Annotated in this window: 13 protein-coding genes; 7 read left to right on the plus strand and 6 right to left on the minus strand. The window is 54.2% G+C overall.

Features of this window, described 5'->3' with window-relative positions:
* The first annotated feature begins 22 nt into the window (after positions 1–22).
* Positions 23–889 carry an AraC family transcriptional regulator gene (locus HRQ63_RS02490; protein ID WP_172238610.1) on the plus strand — a complete coding sequence of 289 codons (867 nt, stop codon included), beginning with the start codon at positions 23–25 and terminating at the stop codon, positions 887–889.
* Here the strand turns inward: HRQ63_RS02490 and HRQ63_RS02495 are convergent.
* The gene (locus HRQ63_RS02495; RefSeq protein WP_172238613.1) at positions 819–2,459 is read right to left on the minus strand and encodes a glycoside hydrolase family 28 protein; all 1,641 of its coding nucleotides are present in this window, start codon (positions 2,457–2,459) and stop codon (positions 819–821) included. The genes HRQ63_RS02490 and HRQ63_RS02495 overlap by 71 nt on opposite strands.
* Before the next feature lie 23 nt (positions 2,460–2,482).
* A complete protein-coding gene (locus HRQ63_RS02500) occupies positions 2,483–4,063 on the minus strand; it encodes a glycoside hydrolase family 43 protein (RefSeq protein WP_172238616.1) in 1,581 nt (526 codons plus the stop codon).
* 148 nt (positions 4,064–4,211) lie between these two features.
* Between HRQ63_RS02500 and HRQ63_RS02505 the strand changes: the two genes are divergently transcribed.
* The 4 genes from HRQ63_RS02505 (at position 4,212) to HRQ63_RS02520 (ending at position 10,051) form a co-directional block, all read left to right on the plus strand.
* On the plus strand, positions 4,212–6,404 hold the full coding sequence (locus tag HRQ63_RS02505; RefSeq protein WP_172238619.1) for a helix-turn-helix domain-containing protein: 2,193 nt from the start codon (positions 4,212–4,214) through the stop codon (positions 6,402–6,404).
* A gap of 180 nt (positions 6,405–6,584) precedes the next feature.
* On the plus strand, positions 6,585–7,565 hold the full coding sequence (locus HRQ63_RS02510; RefSeq protein WP_172238622.1) for an ABC transporter permease: 981 nt from the start codon (positions 6,585–6,587) through the stop codon (positions 7,563–7,565).
* A 12-nt stretch (positions 7,566–7,577) separates the two neighbouring features.
* Positions 7,578–8,462, plus strand: coding sequence for a carbohydrate ABC transporter permease (locus tag HRQ63_RS02515; protein ID WP_172238625.1), 885 nt, complete (start codon positions 7,578–7,580; stop codon positions 8,460–8,462).
* A gap of 62 nt (positions 8,463–8,524) precedes the next feature.
* On the plus strand, positions 8,525–10,051 hold the full coding sequence (locus tag HRQ63_RS02520) for an ABC transporter substrate-binding protein (protein WP_172238628.1): 1,527 nt from the start codon (positions 8,525–8,527) through the stop codon (positions 10,049–10,051).
* Between the two features lie 133 nt (positions 10,052–10,184).
* On the opposite strand, the gene pdxR is transcribed toward HRQ63_RS02520, so the two are convergent.
* Positions 10,185–11,708 carry a MocR-like pyridoxine biosynthesis transcription factor PdxR gene (gene pdxR, locus HRQ63_RS02525; RefSeq protein WP_172238631.1) on the minus strand — a complete coding sequence of 508 codons (1,524 nt, stop codon included), beginning with the start codon at positions 11,706–11,708 and terminating at the stop codon, positions 10,185–10,187.
* Between the two features lie 101 nt (positions 11,709–11,809).
* On the opposite strand from pdxR, the gene HRQ63_RS02530 reads away from it, so the two are divergent.
* Complete coding sequence (locus HRQ63_RS02530; protein ID WP_172238634.1) at positions 11,810–12,694, plus strand: dihydrodipicolinate synthase family protein; 885 nt, start codon at positions 11,810–11,812, stop codon at positions 12,692–12,694.
* Between the two features lie 188 nt (positions 12,695–12,882).
* Positions 12,883–13,812 carry a DMT family transporter gene (locus tag HRQ63_RS02535; protein ID WP_216673846.1) on the plus strand — a complete coding sequence of 310 codons (930 nt, stop codon included), beginning with the start codon at positions 12,883–12,885 and terminating at the stop codon, positions 13,810–13,812.
* A gap of 302 nt (positions 13,813–14,114) precedes the next feature.
* Here the strand turns inward: HRQ63_RS02535 and HRQ63_RS02540 are convergent, their stop codons facing one another.
* Genes HRQ63_RS02540 through HRQ63_RS02550 form a run of 3 tightly spaced genes read right to left on the minus strand, consistent with a single transcriptional unit; the run spans position 14,115 to position 16,631 of the window.
* Complete coding sequence (locus HRQ63_RS02540) at positions 14,115–14,933, minus strand: energy-coupling factor transporter transmembrane component T family protein (protein WP_172238640.1); 819 nt, start codon at positions 14,931–14,933, stop codon at positions 14,115–14,117.
* Positions 14,920–15,846, minus strand: coding sequence for an energy-coupling factor ABC transporter ATP-binding protein (locus HRQ63_RS02545; RefSeq protein WP_172238643.1), 927 nt, complete (start codon positions 15,844–15,846; stop codon positions 14,920–14,922). Before HRQ63_RS02545 ends, HRQ63_RS02540 begins: the two co-directional genes overlap by 14 nt.
* Positions 15,831–16,631, minus strand: coding sequence for an energy-coupling factor transporter ATPase (locus HRQ63_RS02550; protein WP_172238646.1), 801 nt, complete (start codon positions 16,629–16,631; stop codon positions 15,831–15,833). The genes HRQ63_RS02545 and HRQ63_RS02550 overlap by 16 nt, the downstream gene beginning before the upstream one ends.

Raw genomic sequence — 16,631 nt, forward strand, 5'->3', positions numbered from 1 at the left:
GTGCGAGAAAAGGAAGTGAACCATGTCCGGTATCAGCAGCCCCAATCCCAAGCATGTTCTGGAAGACGGACGATTCAGTATTCAACATATGAAGCGCAAAGGGATCACGGCCATGCCGCGTTCCCACAGTCATGACCAGATCGAATTGTATTTCCTGTGCGAAGGCGAACGCGTCTACTTTGTCGATGATCGCGTCGTCACCGTGCATAAAGGCGAGCTGATCCTGATCCGCCCGAATCAGCTTCACGCGACGGCAAGTTCCGAGATGGCGGAGTTCGAGCGGATTCTGGTCAATTATGATCCTCTGCTGCTGCCGGATGCTCTACAAGGCGAAAACAAATGGTTCCATAATCAGGGCTACCGGATGTTTCGACTGACGCTGCGGGAGCAAGACGAGGTCAAACAGCTGCTTACCCGAATCCTCGACGAATGTCTGGCAAGCCGCGACTATTACGAAAGCTGCGCGGTCGCTTTGTTCACGGAACTGATGATTCTGCTTCAGCGTTCCGAAGGCGTGCAGTTTCAGCAAAACGGATCGGCCAAGCCGCCGCTGCACGATCTGGTCAACAACGTTGCGGCGCATATCCGCGAACATCATCGGGAAACGCTGACGCTGGAAGCGACGGCCGCTCATTTTTTTATCAGTCCTTCGTATTTGAGCCGCGTGTTCCACCGTTTAACCGGGTTTCACTTCCGCGAATATATTTTGCATATCCGAATGCGGGAAGCCGAGCAGCGGTTGGCCGACTCGGAAGAACGGGTTCAGGAGATCGCTTCAACCGTCGGATTCGAGCATTTATCGCATTTCAACAAGACGTTCAAGAAAGCGACGGGACTGACGCCTCTGCAATACCGGAAGCAGGCGCGATCGCTTCGCCGTCCAGATTGACGTTACGGCAGCGGTGTACGGTTAACTGCGGGCGTTCCCGGGTCCGGAGCGCGATATTGTCGAGCTCTATTCCGTCGGCATGCCGCAGGACGATCCCTTTTTCGCTGGTCGCCCGAAGCTTTTCGATACGCAGATTGCGGAGGGGCATTTCGGGAAGGCCATTCACCAGAAGCGCTGCAGCCGCTCCTCCGCAAACGACGTCCCGAATCGCGATATCCCGAAATACCGGCGTTTCTTCCGTTACCGGATACACTTCGTCGTCGCTGCCTTCAGACCCTTCCACCCCTGCATAAAAGAGATGGAACGAAATCGCTTCGTGCACGATATCCCGCATCACGATCCGCTCGATCTCGATATCCTCCACGACACCGCCGCGTCCGCGCGTACTTTTGAACCGCAGGCCGATATCCGTTCCGCTAAACAAACAATCGCTGACGCGCACCCCGCGTACGCCGCCGGACATCTCGCTGCCGATCACGACGCCGCCATGCCCGTGATACACGCTGCAATGCCGGATCGTGATCGACTGGCACGGCATTCCCGCACGCCGGCCTGCTTCATCCTTACCGGATTTTAGGCAAATGGCATCGTCACCGACATCGAATACGCTATGTTCGACAAGCGCATGGGTGCACGATTCCAGATCCAGTCCGTCTCCGTTTTGCGAGTACCAGGGGTTACGGACTTGCACCCCGCGAATGGTCACTTCTTCACAGCCGACCGGATGCAAACACCAGGCCGGGGAATTTTGAAACGTAGGCCCTTCGAGCAAAATCCGTTGGCATGAGCGCAGGCTAACCATGTTCGGACGCAAGAAGGTTCGGGCAGGCAAATAATCTTGCGCGCCGGCTGCAGGGTGCGAAATTCCTGCTTGCTCGACATGCGCGGATGCCGTAGATAATCGCTCGCGCAGTTCCCGACAGTACGCTTCTCCGTCCCGTGCTTCCGCGTTGGGCCACCAAACTTCATTCGCCGTATCCACGACGCCGCCGGATTGAAGCAGCTGCGTCCATTGCGGCGGCGTTGTCTTGAAACGCTTGACCGGACGCCAGCCTTCCCCGCCGCCGTCGAAAATTCCGCTGCCGGTAATGGCGATATCCGTCAACTCCGAACCGTCCAGAGGAGCTTGGCAGCGCCATTCCGGACGGCCTTCGAAATGCGAAGGCACCAACGGATACAATTCAGGATTAGAGTCGAATTGGACCAGCGCGCCGCTCTCTACGCGGAGGTTGATTCGGCTTCGCAGCGTTAGCGGGCCGGTGCGCCATAATCCGGCGGGAATGATCACCGTTCCGCCGCCCGAGGCGGCACAGTCGTCGATAGCGGCTTGCAAGGCGGACGTGCACAAGTCCAATCCGTCTCCGACCGCGCCGTAGTCCAGCACGGTTACGCTTCGATCCGGAATTCGCGGCAGTTCGGGCAGCGGGTATCCGGTGTCATGCCCCTCGGATTTATCGCGATCCGAATGTGCGCCGGACCGATCCGAGTGCTTCAACCGATCCGCTCCGTCCCATTCATCAAGATGCTGCGGCTTGCGTTCAGCCTCGCTGCGGGTTACATGCCTATTCATTTTGGCAATCCTCTCCTTCCCCTCTATTCCAACCCTTCATAACTGAACCAATCAAAGTCGGCGTGGTTGGAGCTGTCCGCCCCGTTCGAGCTGGCATACAGTCCGATATAAGCGCCGGTGAATCCGCCTGCCGTATCCGTGCTGAGCACCCGACCGTCGGCATTCGCATGCAGCGGCGTCCACGTCTGCTGTTCGTTTTCCCGGTAAAAGAAACTGTAGTCCTGACCGCGGGCTTCGACTTTGAACTGGGTATGCGTTTTGCTCCACGGCACGCTGGCCAATACCTCGTCTTCGCCGTGCAAACGTACCGTCAGCGTTAGAGTCCCTGTTTCGCCTGCGAAACCTTTTTCCCCGGAAGCCACTTCGAATCGGAAATGGTTATCCGCATTTTGGAACAACACCAGTCCGGCCGTTTCGTCAGCCGCGGCGGGTTCGAACGTCATGTCTGCGGCCGCGCGGAACGAAAGATGCTGCTGCCTGCGCGCGATCAATGCCGGATTGGCAAGGTCGCTCAGCTTCTCCGGCTTCAAACGCAGACGCAGATTTCCCGGCGCATCCTTCAAACTCCAGAAGTCGCCTTGCGGCGTTCGCAGGAAGTTCCAAACCAACGACAAGTCGCTTTGATCGAACTCGTCGCGAACAGAAGGCTGCGGCCAGATCGTCTCCGGCAGGTCGGGTGCAGGCGTCTCGAATTCCAGCATGCCTTTTCCCGGATTGACGATCGGCCATTCGTTTTCCCACTTTACGGGCGTCAAGAACGTCTCGCGTCCGAGGTTGCGGTAATAGCCGCCGCTCGTGCGCGAAGCCAGGCAGAACATCCACCAGTCGCCGTGCTGCGTCTCGATCAATTCGCCGTGGCCGACGTTCACGATCGGAAACTCCCGGCCCAAATGGCGGTGAGTCAGGATCGGGTTGGCTTTATTGCCTTCGTAAGGACCCGTGATCTGTTTGCTGCGCGCAATCGTGATCGCATGGGTATGTCCCGTGCCGCCTTCGGCGATCAGCACGTAATACCAATCTCCGATTTTGTACACATGCGGTCCTTCCTGGGCATGGCCGACCTTCAGTGCTCCCTGCCAAATACTGAGCTTTTCGCCGATCAGCTTGCCCGACTTCAAGTCGATCTCTTGCAGCCAGATATCCATATGCTTCGCGTAATCCTGACCTTCCGGCGGAACGCGATTTCCCGTGTAGTAGACTTTCCCGTCGTCATCGAAAAAGAGCGAAGGATCGATCCCCGGCGCATCCTCCAGCCAGACCGGGTCCGACCATTCTCCTGCCGGATCGGCAGCGGTCACATAGAAGTTATGACAGTCCTTGTCATTGTCCACGAAGGTCGTTATCATATAGAACACGCCTTCGCGGTAACGAATCGTAGGCGCCCAGATGCCTCGGGACGGCGTGTTTTGATCCAGGTTCAACTGCGACGGACGATCCAATACATGGCCGAGCTGTCGCCAATGAACCAGGTCTTTGCTGTGGAAGATCGGTACGCCGGGGAAAAATTCGAAGCTCGAAGTGACCAGATAATAGTCTTCGCCGACGCGGATCGCCGACGGATCGGGATAAAAACCGGGCAGGATCGGATTGCGGAACGTTTTCAAAGGGATGCCTCCTTTAGAGTGAAAATTAATCCGTTTACATATGTAAGCCTTATCAATTATAGTTCGTATACATTTAATTTTCTTGCTATAAACATGTCTATTTTGATCATTTTTATACTTTCATGCTTTTAACTTAGGAGTGATGACCATGAAGAAAAGAATGAAGCTGCATACGCCTTTTTTTCTGAGTTTGACGCTGATCGCGGTATGCAGCATTCTTGTGCTCTCCGTCGCGATCTTTTTCTGGTACCGGAGCTTAACGATTCAGAACGTCAACAAGGCCAACGAAAGCGTGCTTTTGAATACGGCCAACGTGTACCGAAATTACAAAGACGTCGCCCAAAACTATACGATGGATTTCTATGCGAACCCGAATATCCACGCGCTCATGATGAGCGGCGACACCGATTGGAGCGACCAGCTTTACAGCGCTTTAAGCCAGATCAAGGGTGCGCTGATCGTCAATCCTTATTTGGAAAACGCCTATATCTTCGGTACCGAAGAACCTGTCGCCATGTTCGAGAATCTTCCGCTCAGCCTGGACTCCAAACAAGAATTGTTTCGTAAAATTCAGGAGAGCCGAATTGTCGAGTCGCCTTTTCTTTGGACCGCGCAGCGAAATGACGGAAGCGACATTCCGTTGATCGCGGTTTTCTATAATGACCGGGCTTTTGCCAACAGCGCTTATTACGGCGGCGTCGCGATCACGATCAATCCGGCGGAACTGCAAAAAAATCTGTTCGTGCAGCAGGGCGAAGATTCCACGCATTACCGAATTCTTGACGAGCACGGAAATTTGTTGATGCATAGCCCCGGAATCTCGGAAATCGACCCCGAAATGGCGCAGCGCATTATCCAAACGGAAGCTTCGGCTGAACACTCTTTCGTTTTCAAAGGCAATGATGAAGCGAAATTGATTACCTACGTCCACTCGGAAAAAGACGGATTGTGGTTCGTTTCCGAAACCTCTTATACCGACAGCGTGCGCGATATCTCCAATGCCCGGAACCTGATGATGCTTCTGTGCCTGGCTCTTACCCTCGTCGCGATCGCGATTGCTTTCTGGATCTCGCGCCGCATGTATCAACCGATCGACCGGATCTTCGGCAGCATCGTTCATCTGTCGGGCAGCCCTGATTCCCCGCAGAGTCGGGATTACCGGATCGTCAATCGCGAACTGGAAAGCATCGGCGAACGAATGGCCCAGCTGCGCAAAGAAAACGACGACAGCGCCGTGCTGCATTGGCTGCTCGCTCCCCGCGATGCCGACGGGAGCGGTACGCCGCAGCGCTTGGCCGAGTTGGAAGGTTCTTATTGCGTATGCGTATTGTCTGCGGAAAAAGACTGCGACGAGATGTTGGCGCTCATTAAGCTAACGTTCGAAGAGTGGGCCAATCTCCGGATCTTCCGTCCGCACCGCCATACCGCCGTGCTGATTGTCAGCGAGTTAACGCCGGGATGTTTGGATGATCCCGAAGATTTTCAAAAGCGCTGGAACCAAGTCGAACATAGCGCAGACGCAGCGGGGATTCGTTATACGCTCGGCGTCAGCGGGTTGACCGGCCTCGCGGAACAGCTGAAAGACCGCTATGACGAAGCTTGCGACTGTCGGCGCCACGTGAAATTCCGCAAGCAGCAATCGATCATATTCGCCGAAGGTCTGCTTCCGCTTCATGCAGGGCCGATTCCGGAAAGTCATATGGAACCGATTCGGACTGCCGTGCGCAAACGGGACGAAGCGTCGATCAATCAGGCAGTCGGGCAGCTTTTGTCCGTGACCTGCGAGTATCGGGCGGAAGCCTCGACTGCTTTTCTCGCCAGCCTGGCTTCGGAGCTGAGTCGTATCGGCGCGAAAAAGGCAGAACACTGGGACCTCGATCTGCTCGATCTGTATCCGCTAATCGATCGGATCGGGAACCACGCCGAATTGCGGGAGTGGCTCGATCATCACTGCCGCGTTGCAAGTGATCGGCTGGATCGGATCGACGGTCTGCAAACGCGCAGTCTCGCCGCAGAAGCGGTACGTTATATCGCCGAGCATTACAACGATCCCGAATTGTCGCTCAACGCGCTGGCGGAAAAGCTGTCGATCAGTTCGGCGTATCTCAGCCGCTTGATCGCGGACGGAACCGGCAGCAATTTCCCGGAACTGGTGAATCTGCATCGTCTGGAACAAGCCCAGCGGCTGTTGATCGGAGAGCTTGAGCTGGATATTCGCGAGATTGCCGAACAGGTCGGGTACAACAGCAGCACCTATTTTACGACTCAGTTCAAAAAGCGCTACGGCGTCACTCCTTCCAAATGGAGAATCCACCACGTGCTGGAGCATAAGGAACCGTAATGCTTGCTTAAGGCAGCTTAAGTTCAAAAAAATGATGCTTTTTTCGTTTTGTTAAGCCCTTCTTTTCGCGATTTGTTAAGCTTTATCTCTTTATTTTGATAGCGCTTACATATTTCCCGGGCTTATGCTGATGGCGTTACGAATCCAACACGTCAAAACGAAAAAAGGAGTGGAACGTCGATGGTGCAACAAGCTACGCCGCGCGAAACGAACGAGCGTCTCGCCAAGCGTCAGGCTGTAAGCTTCGGTCGGCTGCGAAAGTCGATCGGAAGAGATGCTCCCTTATACTTGCTGGCGCTGCCGGGAATCGCGGTTCTGATCCTCTTCGCCTACCTGCCGATGAGCGGGCTGATCCTCGTATTCAAGAACTACAACTTCAATGACGGCATCTTCGGCAGTCCCTGGGCGGGATTCGCCAACTTCGAGTTCTTTTTCTCCAGCATGGAAGATGCGATTCGGGCAACGCGCAACACCGTCATGCTGAATGTGCTGTACATGTTGACCGGTACCTTTTTCTCCGTGGCGATCGCTATTGTATTGAATGAAATACGCAGCAAATGGTTCGTCAAAATCACGCAAAGCGTCATGTTCTTTCCCTACTTCATTTCGTGGATCATCATCGGAGCGATTCTGTTCTCCCTGCTGGACTACGATAAAGGCATCCTGAACCAATCGCTCGCCGCTTTGGGCTTAAGTCAGGTGGATTGGTATTCGAGTCCGTGGCTGTTCGTCGTCATTTTGGTGCTGGCGAACATCTGGAAAAGTGCCGGATACGGCGCGATCATCTATTATGCGGTGCTTCAGGGGATTGACACCTCCTACTATGAAGCGGCCCGGATCGACGGTGCTTCGAGGTGGCAGATCATCATGCGGATCACGCTGCCGATGCTGATCCCGTCGATCATCCTGATGAGCCTGCTCAGTATCGGCGGGATGCTCAAAGGCGATCTCAGCATGATCATGGGCGTCACTTTCCTGAATCCTTTGCTGCTGCCGACCACCGATATCATCGACGTGTACGTCTACCGTACCGCGATCCGTTCCGGCGAGTTCGGATTCGCGTCGGCGATTACGTTGTATCAGTCCGTGTTCGGCTTCATTCTGGTGCTGGTCGCCAACAAAATGGCCGGCTGGTACGACAAAGACAGCAAACTCTTCTAGGAGGTGAAAAGCATGTCCAAGGCTGAAAACAAAGGCTTATTGATCTTTTTCTACATCTGCATCGCCGTCTTTTCTGTCATTTGCTTCGCCCCGTTCGTGCTGGCGGTCTCCGGTTCGTTATCGACGGAGTCTCGGATAGCGGCGGAAGGGTATTCGTTCTGGCCGCGCGGCTTTTCGCTGGAGACGTATCAGTTTTTGTTCGGCTCCAAACTGGAACAGATCGTTCGCGCCTATGCCGTGTCGTTGACCGTGACGGTGCTGGGCACGGTGTCGGCGGTTCTGGTCACGACGGCGTACGCCTATGTGGTTTCCGTCAAAAGTTTCCGCTTCCGCAACGTCTTTGCCTTTTTCGCCTACTTCACCATGCTGTTCAGCGGCGGCACGCTCCCTTGGTATCTGCTCAGCACGAAATACTATCATCTCGACGACAAGCTCATCGGCCTGATCGCCCCTTACCTGCTGAGCGTGTTCCTGATGTTCCTGATGACCAACTATTTCCGCAGCATTCCGCACGAGATCGTGGAATCGGCGCAGATCGACGGAGCCGGACATCTGCGTATTTTCATCCGGATCATGCTGCCGCTCGGGCGGGTCGGGGTGGTCACCATTTCCCTGTTCTACGCGCTGCAATATTGGAACGACTTCTACCTGCCGCTGATGCTGGTCACCGACGAACGGCTGTACACGATCCAATACCTCATGTACACCATGATGGCCAATATCCAGTTTCTCGCGTCCGGCAATGCCGCGCAGGTCGGAGGAGCGATCATCGCCCCGCCGCTTGAAACCGCCAAAATGGCGATGACTTGTCTGACCGTGCTGCCGATCGCGATTTTGTACCCGTTTTTGCAAGGCTTTTTCGTAAAAGGAATCGTGGTCGGCTCGGTCAAAGGTTGATCGTACCGCTATAAGGGCAAAGCGCTTGAATCTTCGACTACATGAGGGAGGTTGGTTCATTTATGTTCGGAAAAAAAGGATGGCTCGGTTTGCTTATGACTGCGGTTCTGCTGCTTGGTGCGTGTTCGCAAGGCGGAGGCGCAACGACGACCGGCACAGGCGGCAGCGACGCAAATTCCACGGATGCGTCCGGTAACGAAGCAAGCGGCGAGTTGGCTCCGGCCAAGCTCAAGATCGTGCTGTACGGAGACGAGTCTAACCGGATGAAGGAATTGGCGAAGACGGAGTTTTACGACCGCATCAAGCAGGAAATCAACGCCGAAGTCGAATTCCAATTCCTGCCGTGGACGGAATATGCGGGCGGCAAGACGGATCTGATGCTCTCCACAGGCGAAGACTTCGCGACGTACACCGACGCCAACTACATGGTCAAATCGGTCGCCAAAGGCCTGTACGCGGATCTCACCCCCTATACGGAAGCTTCCGACGATCTGAGCCGAACGGTAGACGAAGCTTCGTTCAAAGCCTTCCAATTGAGCGGAAAACAGTATGCGATTCCGGTCGGCAACAAACCCAATTCCGCCGAGTTTTACAGCGTGCTCGTCCGTCAGGACCTGCTGGAAGAAGTCGGCATGAGCGAAGTGACTTCGCTTGCGCAGCTGGAGGAATACTACGATAAAGCCCATGCTGCCCATCCCGAGCTGATCGGTTACGCCGGAGTCGATGCTCGCCGGATGCTGCTGTACGATTACACGGACAAAAACCTGTATTGGCAAAACGATTTTGTCGCATTGGACGAATCGGCGCAGGACGATCGGATCATCAATTGGTTCGAGTCCGAAGAATTCAAAAAATATGCAGGCCTGATGCGCGGCTGGTACGAAAAAGGCATCATCCCGAAATACGCCGCCACCAACGTCCCGCAGTTGCAATCCGACTGGAATTCCGGCAAAGCGATGTTCTGGGCCGGTACGGCGGCGCGTCCTTTCGAAGGCGCGGCGACCATCTCCCAAGCCGTGCCGGACGCCAAGCTGGTCAACTACTTCCTCGGCGAAGGCCGTCCGAAGATCAGCCGTGGCACGTATAGCACCGCGTTCTTCGTCTCTTCGGCCGCGAAAGATCCGGAACGTTACGTGATGTTCTTCAATCTGCTGCAAAAAGATCAAGAACTTTACGACCTGTTCGCCTACGGCATCGAAGGCACGGATTATACGCTGGACGAGAACGATCGGATCACCCGCCTGACGACGGATTCGTTGATTCCCGACTGGCTGCTCATGAACAAAAACTTTATCCGTTTCGACAACAGCGTGCCGGACGATTTTATTGCCGAATACAAAGCTTGGGACGACGGCGCGGTCATTTCGAAAGGCGCAGGCTTTAACTTCGACAACACCCCGGTCAAAAACGAAGAAACCAAGCTGAACGGCGTATTGACCGAATACCTGGCTCCGATCGGCAGCGGCTTCGTCGATTACGAGACGGGATATCCGAAAGCGCTGGAACGACTTAAAGCCGCAGGGATCGACAAGTATATCGCGGAATATCAAAAGCAATTTTCGGCGTGGCATGCGGAGCAGAATCAGTAGTACATCGCAAGCGAAACAGACTTAAAAGTTCCTTTCGAGAGAATTCAAGAGGATTTATCGAACAAACGCGCTTTCGGATAATAGAGGGCGCGTTTGTTTTCGTTGAGGCGCATTAGAGATAGGCCCGCTTCTTTCATATGCGCGCTATGCCCCATGCTATAGCCAATCGCTTTACGCCTTCCTCGATTGCGGCTTCATTTAATCCCGCGTATCCAAGCAGCACTTGCGTTTTGACTGGGGACGATACATCCGAAGGATCGATATAACAGTCGGCTGCCGGATAGACTCTGACTCCCCATTTTTCTGCAGCCCCGATCGATTCCTGCTCGGTCATTCCGTTATTCGGCTTCAGCAGCAGATGCAAGCCGGCAGCCGCACCGATGATTCGCACCTTTTGATCCATGTAAGTTCGAATAGCCGCCACCAAGGCCGAGTATCTTTTTTTATACAAATTCCGCATTCGATTAAGATGTCTGGCCCACTCCCCGCTCTGCATGAACAACGCCAACGTATATTGATCCAATCTCGAAGTCGTTTGTTTGTAATGCTGTCCTCTCGTCCGGTAGGCGGGCATCAGCTTATCGGGAAGAACCAGATAACCGATACGCGCCGAGGGCATCAGCGACTTTGAAAACGTCCCTACGTAAACCGTATTGCCGTGCTTGTCCAGGCTATGCAAAGAAGGAATCGGCCGCCCTTCATAACGAAACTCGCTGTCGTAATCATCCTCGATGATCGTTCCGCCTGCCGCCCGCGCCCATTCGATCAATTCCAGCCGCCGTGATACGGACATCACGGTGCCGGTGGGGAATTGATGGGAAGGGGTAATGTAGACGGCCTGTACTTCGTGCTGCCCGAGTTCGCTCACTCGTATGCCCGATTCATCCAGTTTTACCGCAACCGGGGCGCGCCCGCACTCCTCAAAAATCATGCGCATGCGCGGGTACCCCGGCTCTTCCATTGCGTATCTCGCTTCTCGTCCGATCAGCCGGCACAACAAGTCCATCAACCACTGCGTTCCCGCACCGATGACGATCTGTCCGGGCGAGCAGCGCACGCCGCGCGACTGATACAGATATTCGGCAATTTGCTGTCTTAACTCGATCTCTCCCTGCGGGTCTCCGTATTGGAGAAGGCGCGCATGCTCGGGAGACAAGCTTTTCATCAGAAACTGACGCCATAAGCGGTACGGAAAATGCTGCGTATCGACGTCGCCGTATCTGAAGTCGTACAACGGTTCATTTGCGGCATTCAAAGATTCAAGCTCGGCTCCGCCGTCCAAATCCGAGTCGTCGGAGTCCCACGGATTTTTGCCGTTGATCAGATTCGTCGGTTCGTCTTTGTTGAGTTGGGACCGATCACGCTTTAATGCCTCTTCGCTCTCGGGCAGTTCGGATACAAACAAACCTCGACGAGGCTCGCTGTGCACATAACCTTCCGCAAGCAGCTGCTGATAAGCCGCATCTACCGTATTTCGGCTAACATGCAGATGACCGGCCAGTCGGCGCTGAGAAGGCAATTTGCTGCCCGAAGAAATTCGCCCGGCACGGATCTCTATTCTCAAATAGCTGTACAACTGTTCATAAATCGGTTCTTTTCGATGGCTATCCCATATTCCGTCCGGATTGCTTGTCAACAACGGCGTAAGTTCCAACATTCCAAACTGGCCCCTTTCATTTGATCGAAACTGGTTCTGTCGAACAAGCCAGTTCATTTATATACTATACGAAATCGAAAAAGAAATGGGAGTGTCGGGTTATGTTCAAAGGATTGTCCGCTTTTCCCCTTACGCCTTTTAAGGATGAGGATATTGACGAACAAGCTTTTCTTGCTTTGGTCGGCCGCCTGGTTGAAGCCAAAGTCGATTCGATCGGCGTACTCGGTTCGACGGGCAGCTATATGTACCTCGGTCGCGAAGAACGTCGGCGAGTTATCGAATTGTCGGTTCGCGAAGCCGGGAAAATTCCCGTTATGGCAAGCATTAGCGAACTTCGCCTGCGCGACGTGCTGCTGCTGGCTGAAGATGCGCAAAAAGCCGGGGTGAGCGCCATGCTTCTTGCTCCCGTGTCGTATCAACCGCTCAGTGAAGAAGAAGCGTTCTCGTTGTACGAAGAAGTTTCACGCCGCGCGTCTGTTCCGATCTGCGTCTACGACAATCCCCGTACAACGAGGTTTACGTTTAGCGACGATCTGCATGGGCGAATTGCGGCGCTGCCTCATGTGCAATCCATTAAGATTCCCGGCGTTTCGGATCATTCAGTCGAGGCAAAAGAACGTATCGATCGTTTGCGGTCGGTCGTTCCCGAAAATTTCGCGCTTGGCATCAGCGGCGACCCCTGCGCGGCAGCGGGACTGAATGCAGGCTGCGACGCCTGGTATTCCGTATTGGGCAGCTTATTCCCGAAAGTCTGCCTGGAACTGACCCGTCATGCGCAAGCCGGTCGAGCGGAAGAAGCCCTTCGCGTCTCCGAACGCTTGGCTCCGATCTGGACTTTGTTCAACCGTTACGGCAGCGTGCGCACCGCCGCGGCAATCGCGATTCGTCAAGGATGGATGAGTGCGCCGGGATTGCCTCGTCCGCTTGCTCCTGTTCCGGTTTCCGACATCGAGCAGATTGCCGATTATCTGAATACGTTGTCCTAATAGCTTGACCAATCTTAATCCGAGGTTTACGTTCGCCTGAAACATACACGCTTTAGGTACGATTCAGGGGGGCGTAACCTTACATTTAACTTGGTCAAGATACTGATTAAAGGAAAACGGCCCCGATAACGCGAATGAAGAAGCATGCAGAGATCGGTTAAGGAGGCTAGGGTAAAGTCGTGTGGTTTATGTTCGCAATTGCAGCTTCCGCTTGCTTCGGTATTCGGGGGATTTTGTATCAATGGACTTCGCAGCGGCCGGCAGATCGAAATCTGCTGTTCGTGGGCGTGTATTTGTCGGGAATTATCGTCTCGCTTCTGCTGAATTGGCAGGCGAAACAGCCCTGGAACGACGGGATTGAGCTGGGCATTCTAATGGGGATGTTTTCTTTTGCCGCCAATGCTTCGTTGTATCGGGGCTACGAGGTCGGCCGCGCGTCGGTCGTGGCGTTCTTCTCTGCTTTGTCACCGCTGGTTGTCGTTCTGGCCGCTTATCTGCTATGGAGCGAAGCGCCGGGCGTTTTGCAGGGAGTCGGCTTCGCCATAGTCGTGCTGGCGCTCGTCATCGTCCGTTACGGACAAGATCTTCGCAGCGGTCAGCTTCGCGGTTGGAGTTGGGGAACGCTCGCGATGCTGCTATACAGCTTCACGGATTTGAGTTCCAAACAATCCGTGCTGGTCGGCGCATCGATGCTGCCGGTGTTGACGATGATGTTCGTGACGGGGACGGTATTGTTTCTGGGGATGTACGTCGCAGATCAGGTTCGGAAAAGCCGCGGGAAAAAGGAAGCGGTAAATGATACGGCGTCTAATCTGGAGAATCAACAACCTGCATCAGCTGCTACCGCCCCCGACCTTACGGCTTCTGCCGCCTGGACGATGCGGCGCACATTGTTATGGGGCATGACCGTAGGTCTGACCAATATCGCAGGCATGGTTCTGATGCTGAACGCGCTGCAGGAAGGCGTCACGGGCATCGTCTCCGCGATTACTGCGATGAGCGTGATCGTCGTGATTTTGTACGCGCGCTTTTATTTGAAAGAAACGATGAGCCGCCGCGAAGCGTTAGGCATTTTGCTTGCTTTTGCGGGGATTGTCGTACTGAGGTTGGCTTCTTGAAAAAGAAAAAGCGCCCGGGTTTTTGGGGACGCTAACATTATAAGAAAGATCCTATTCGGTTTGGGAGCTTGATGGCTGCAGGAGAAATTCGTTCAAGACGCTGTTTCACTCGGAAAATGGATTAGATTTAAACAAGGAGTTTTCCGAGTTCAAAGGCGTCAACATAGCGCTGAGTGTTACCGCAGGTTTTCTTCGAAATCCTGTATTTCACTGAATTTCTCCCTCCGCCGTACGCTTTGCCACGAATCAAATCTTTCTCTGCCTGTTAGCGCCCTTAAAGCTGGGCGCTTTTTTGAGTGAGTTTAGATATGGGGAAGATAGTCATCTAAAACAAGAAGAGCGCTTAAACTTAACAACATAAGCAATCCGGCTGCAAGATCGAGCTTCGTCAAACAAAGCGGGCGGTATACGGTTCTCCCCCGCCCGTCGCCGTAAGCCCGCGCTTCGATCGCCAGCGTCAAATGATCGGCTCGGCGGGCGGTGCTGACCAGTAGGGGAACCAGGATCGGGATGAACTCGCTTAGACGAGACAGCGGATTGCGACTGGATGGCTCGAAGCCTCTGGCTCGCCTTGCCAATCGAATACGGTGGATTTCTTCCAGGATTGTCGGGATGAATCGAATGGCGATTACGACCATCAGCGAGAATTGTTCGACGGGAACGCGCAGCTTGGACAACGGCTTCAGCAGCGTTTCCAGTCCCTGCGCCAGAACGAGAGGTCGGGTCGTGCCCGTCAGCGCGGATGCCGGCAGAATCATCAGCAGGATGCGCCAGACGATTCGGATTCCTTCTTCGATCCCTTCGACGGTGACTTGCAGGAAACCATATGAAGCGAGAATCGTTTGTCCTTTTCCCAGCATCGCATGATACAGCAGCGTGAGCAGCAGAACCGGAAGCAGCGGCAGCAGACCCCGCAGGTAAAAAAGAACCGGAATACGCGATACAAGCAAAATGACCACGACCGCGATCGTCGCCGCAACATAACCGCTTCGGTGATCCAGCATCATGATGACCACCATCAGCATTAATAGGCTAATCAGCTTGATACGAGGATCAAGACGGTGCAAAATGGATTTCCGCTCAATGAACTGGCCGACTAACAATCGATCAGAACGGTTCATCCGACGGGCCTCCTGTTTCTTTTCGGGCATTCCAGGCTTCCTTTACCCGCTCAAGAACATCCGCTTCGCGGCAGCTTGCCGGATTCAACGCTCGACCTGACAGCTGCCCGGTCAAGCGCAGCAGTTCGATCGCTTCCGGCAGCGGCATTCCGGCCTGACTGAGCAACTCGCTTCGATGCAAAAACAACTCGTCTGCCGTGTCGTGTGCCAACAGACGTCCCTCATGCAGCAATGCAACGCGATCCGAATACTCCGCAACATCCTCCATCCGGTGGGAAATAAACAACACCGCGCGTTGTTCGTGCTGCAGGCCGTTTCGCTGCCAATCTCGAAGAAGCTTCAGCAGCTCGCGCCGGCTTACCGGATCGAGTGCGGCTGTAGGCTCGTCCAAAATCAACAATCGAGGATTCGCGATGAGCACGGAAGCAATAGCCAGCCGTCTTTTTTGTCCCCCGCTGAGTAAAAAAGGCGATTGCTGGAGCAGTTCTTCGCTTAAGCCGAACGTCGGAAGGATTGCTCGAATGGATGCCGCAATTTCTTTCGAAGAATCTCCCCGCATTCGCAAAGCAAAGCTCAATTCTTTCTCGACGGTCGTTTCGAAGATCTGATGCTCCGGATATTGAAAAACAAATCCGATCTCAGGCACAACGCGAGCACGTCCTTTGCGATCTCTGGCCATCGATTGTCCTTCAAGCCGGTATTCACCCGTAAATTCGGGGATCAGTCCTTTAAACAAACGGGCCAGCGTAGACTTGCCGGCTCCGGTCTTGCCGATCAACGCGGTCCAGGTTCCGGGTTCCAATGTTAGATCGATATGCTTCAGCACAGGCGTTCCGTCCAGTTTAACGCAGACGTCGCGAAGCTCCCAACCGCTTTGCTGCTCGATAACGGTCTTTTTTATCCGATTGACCATTGCGATGCAACACGTCCTTTCCAGTCGGCGGCCGTTTCTCCGGTCCAGCCGAGCAGCTGCCCTATTCGAACGGCAAAAGGTTGTTCCAGTCCGTACTGCTCAAGCGGCGTCTCCCGGAAAAAGCTGTCCGGCGAACCGTCGAATACCAACGTTCCCTGATCCAGCAGCAGAACGCGACGCGATGCCAAAACTTCGTCCATATGATGGGTGATTTGCACGACGGTTATTCCTTGCTGATGAAAATCCCGCATGAGTTTGATCAGTTCGCTGCGGCCTTCAGGATCGAGCATGGAAGTCGCTTCATCGAAGACGATGAATTGAGGTTGCATCGCGATGACCGCCGCAACGGCAGCCCTCTGCTTCTGTCCGCCCGACAGCTCGTGCGGAGCGGAATTGGCGTACGACTCCAGCCCTACGGCTTGCAGCGCACTGCGAACCCGTTCTCCGATTTCGTTAGCAGGAACAGCGATGTTTTCCAAACCGAATATAATCTCGTCCGTGACATTTGTCGTAATAAATTGATCTTCGGGATTTTGAAAGACCAAGCCGACGGCTTGGCGAATACCGCGAGCTTGTTTGGGATCGGACATCGTTTTTTCACCGAGTCGAACGGAACCTTTTTTGGCAGGCAGCAGCCCGTTCATAAGCTTGGCGAGGGTAGATTTTCCGCTCCCGTTACCCCCTACGATCGAGATAAATTCTCCCTTTTCGATCGCGAAACTGACGTCTTTCAATACCTCTTGATCCCTGCGATAGTAATAACCGACTTGATCGAAGACCAGCAT

It is taken from the genome of Saccharibacillus endophyticus, from assembly GCF_013185185.1.
GTDB classification, from domain to species: Bacteria; Bacillota; Bacilli; order Paenibacillales; family Paenibacillaceae; genus Saccharibacillus; species Saccharibacillus endophyticus.

Coding starts and splice junctions, on each gene's coding strand:
- HRQ63_RS02490 (WP_172238610.1), top strand. CDS start 23: ATGTCCGGTATCAGCAGCCCCAATCCCAAGCATGTTCTGGAAGACGGA.
- HRQ63_RS02495 (WP_172238613.1), bottom strand. CDS start 2,459: ATGAATAGGCATGTAACCCGCAGCGAGGCTGAACGCAAGCCGCAGCAT.
- HRQ63_RS02505 (WP_172238619.1), top strand. CDS start 4,212: ATGAAGAAAAGAATGAAGCTGCATACGCCTTTTTTTCTGAGTTTGACG.
- HRQ63_RS02510 (WP_172238622.1), top strand. CDS start 6,585: ATGGTGCAACAAGCTACGCCGCGCGAAACGAACGAGCGTCTCGCCAAG.
- HRQ63_RS02515 (WP_172238625.1), top strand. CDS start 7,578: ATGTCCAAGGCTGAAAACAAAGGCTTATTGATCTTTTTCTACATCTGC.
- HRQ63_RS02520 (WP_172238628.1), top strand. CDS start 8,525: ATGTTCGGAAAAAAAGGATGGCTCGGTTTGCTTATGACTGCGGTTCTG.
- pdxR (WP_172238631.1), bottom strand. CDS start 11,708: ATGTTGGAACTTACGCCGTTGTTGACAAGCAATCCGGACGGAATATGG.
- HRQ63_RS02530 (WP_172238634.1), top strand. CDS start 11,810: ATGTTCAAAGGATTGTCCGCTTTTCCCCTTACGCCTTTTAAGGATGAG.
- HRQ63_RS02535 (WP_216673846.1), top strand. CDS start 12,883: ATGTTCGCAATTGCAGCTTCCGCTTGCTTCGGTATTCGGGGGATTTTG.
- HRQ63_RS02540 (WP_172238640.1), bottom strand. CDS start 14,933: ATGAACCGTTCTGATCGATTGTTAGTCGGCCAGTTCATTGAGCGGAAA.
- HRQ63_RS02545 (WP_172238643.1), bottom strand. CDS start 15,846: ATGGTCAATCGGATAAAAAAGACCGTTATCGAGCAGCAAAGCGGTTGG.
- HRQ63_RS02550 (WP_172238646.1), bottom strand. CDS start 16,631: ATGCTGGTCTTCGATCAAGTCGGTTATTACTATCGCAGGGATCAAGAG.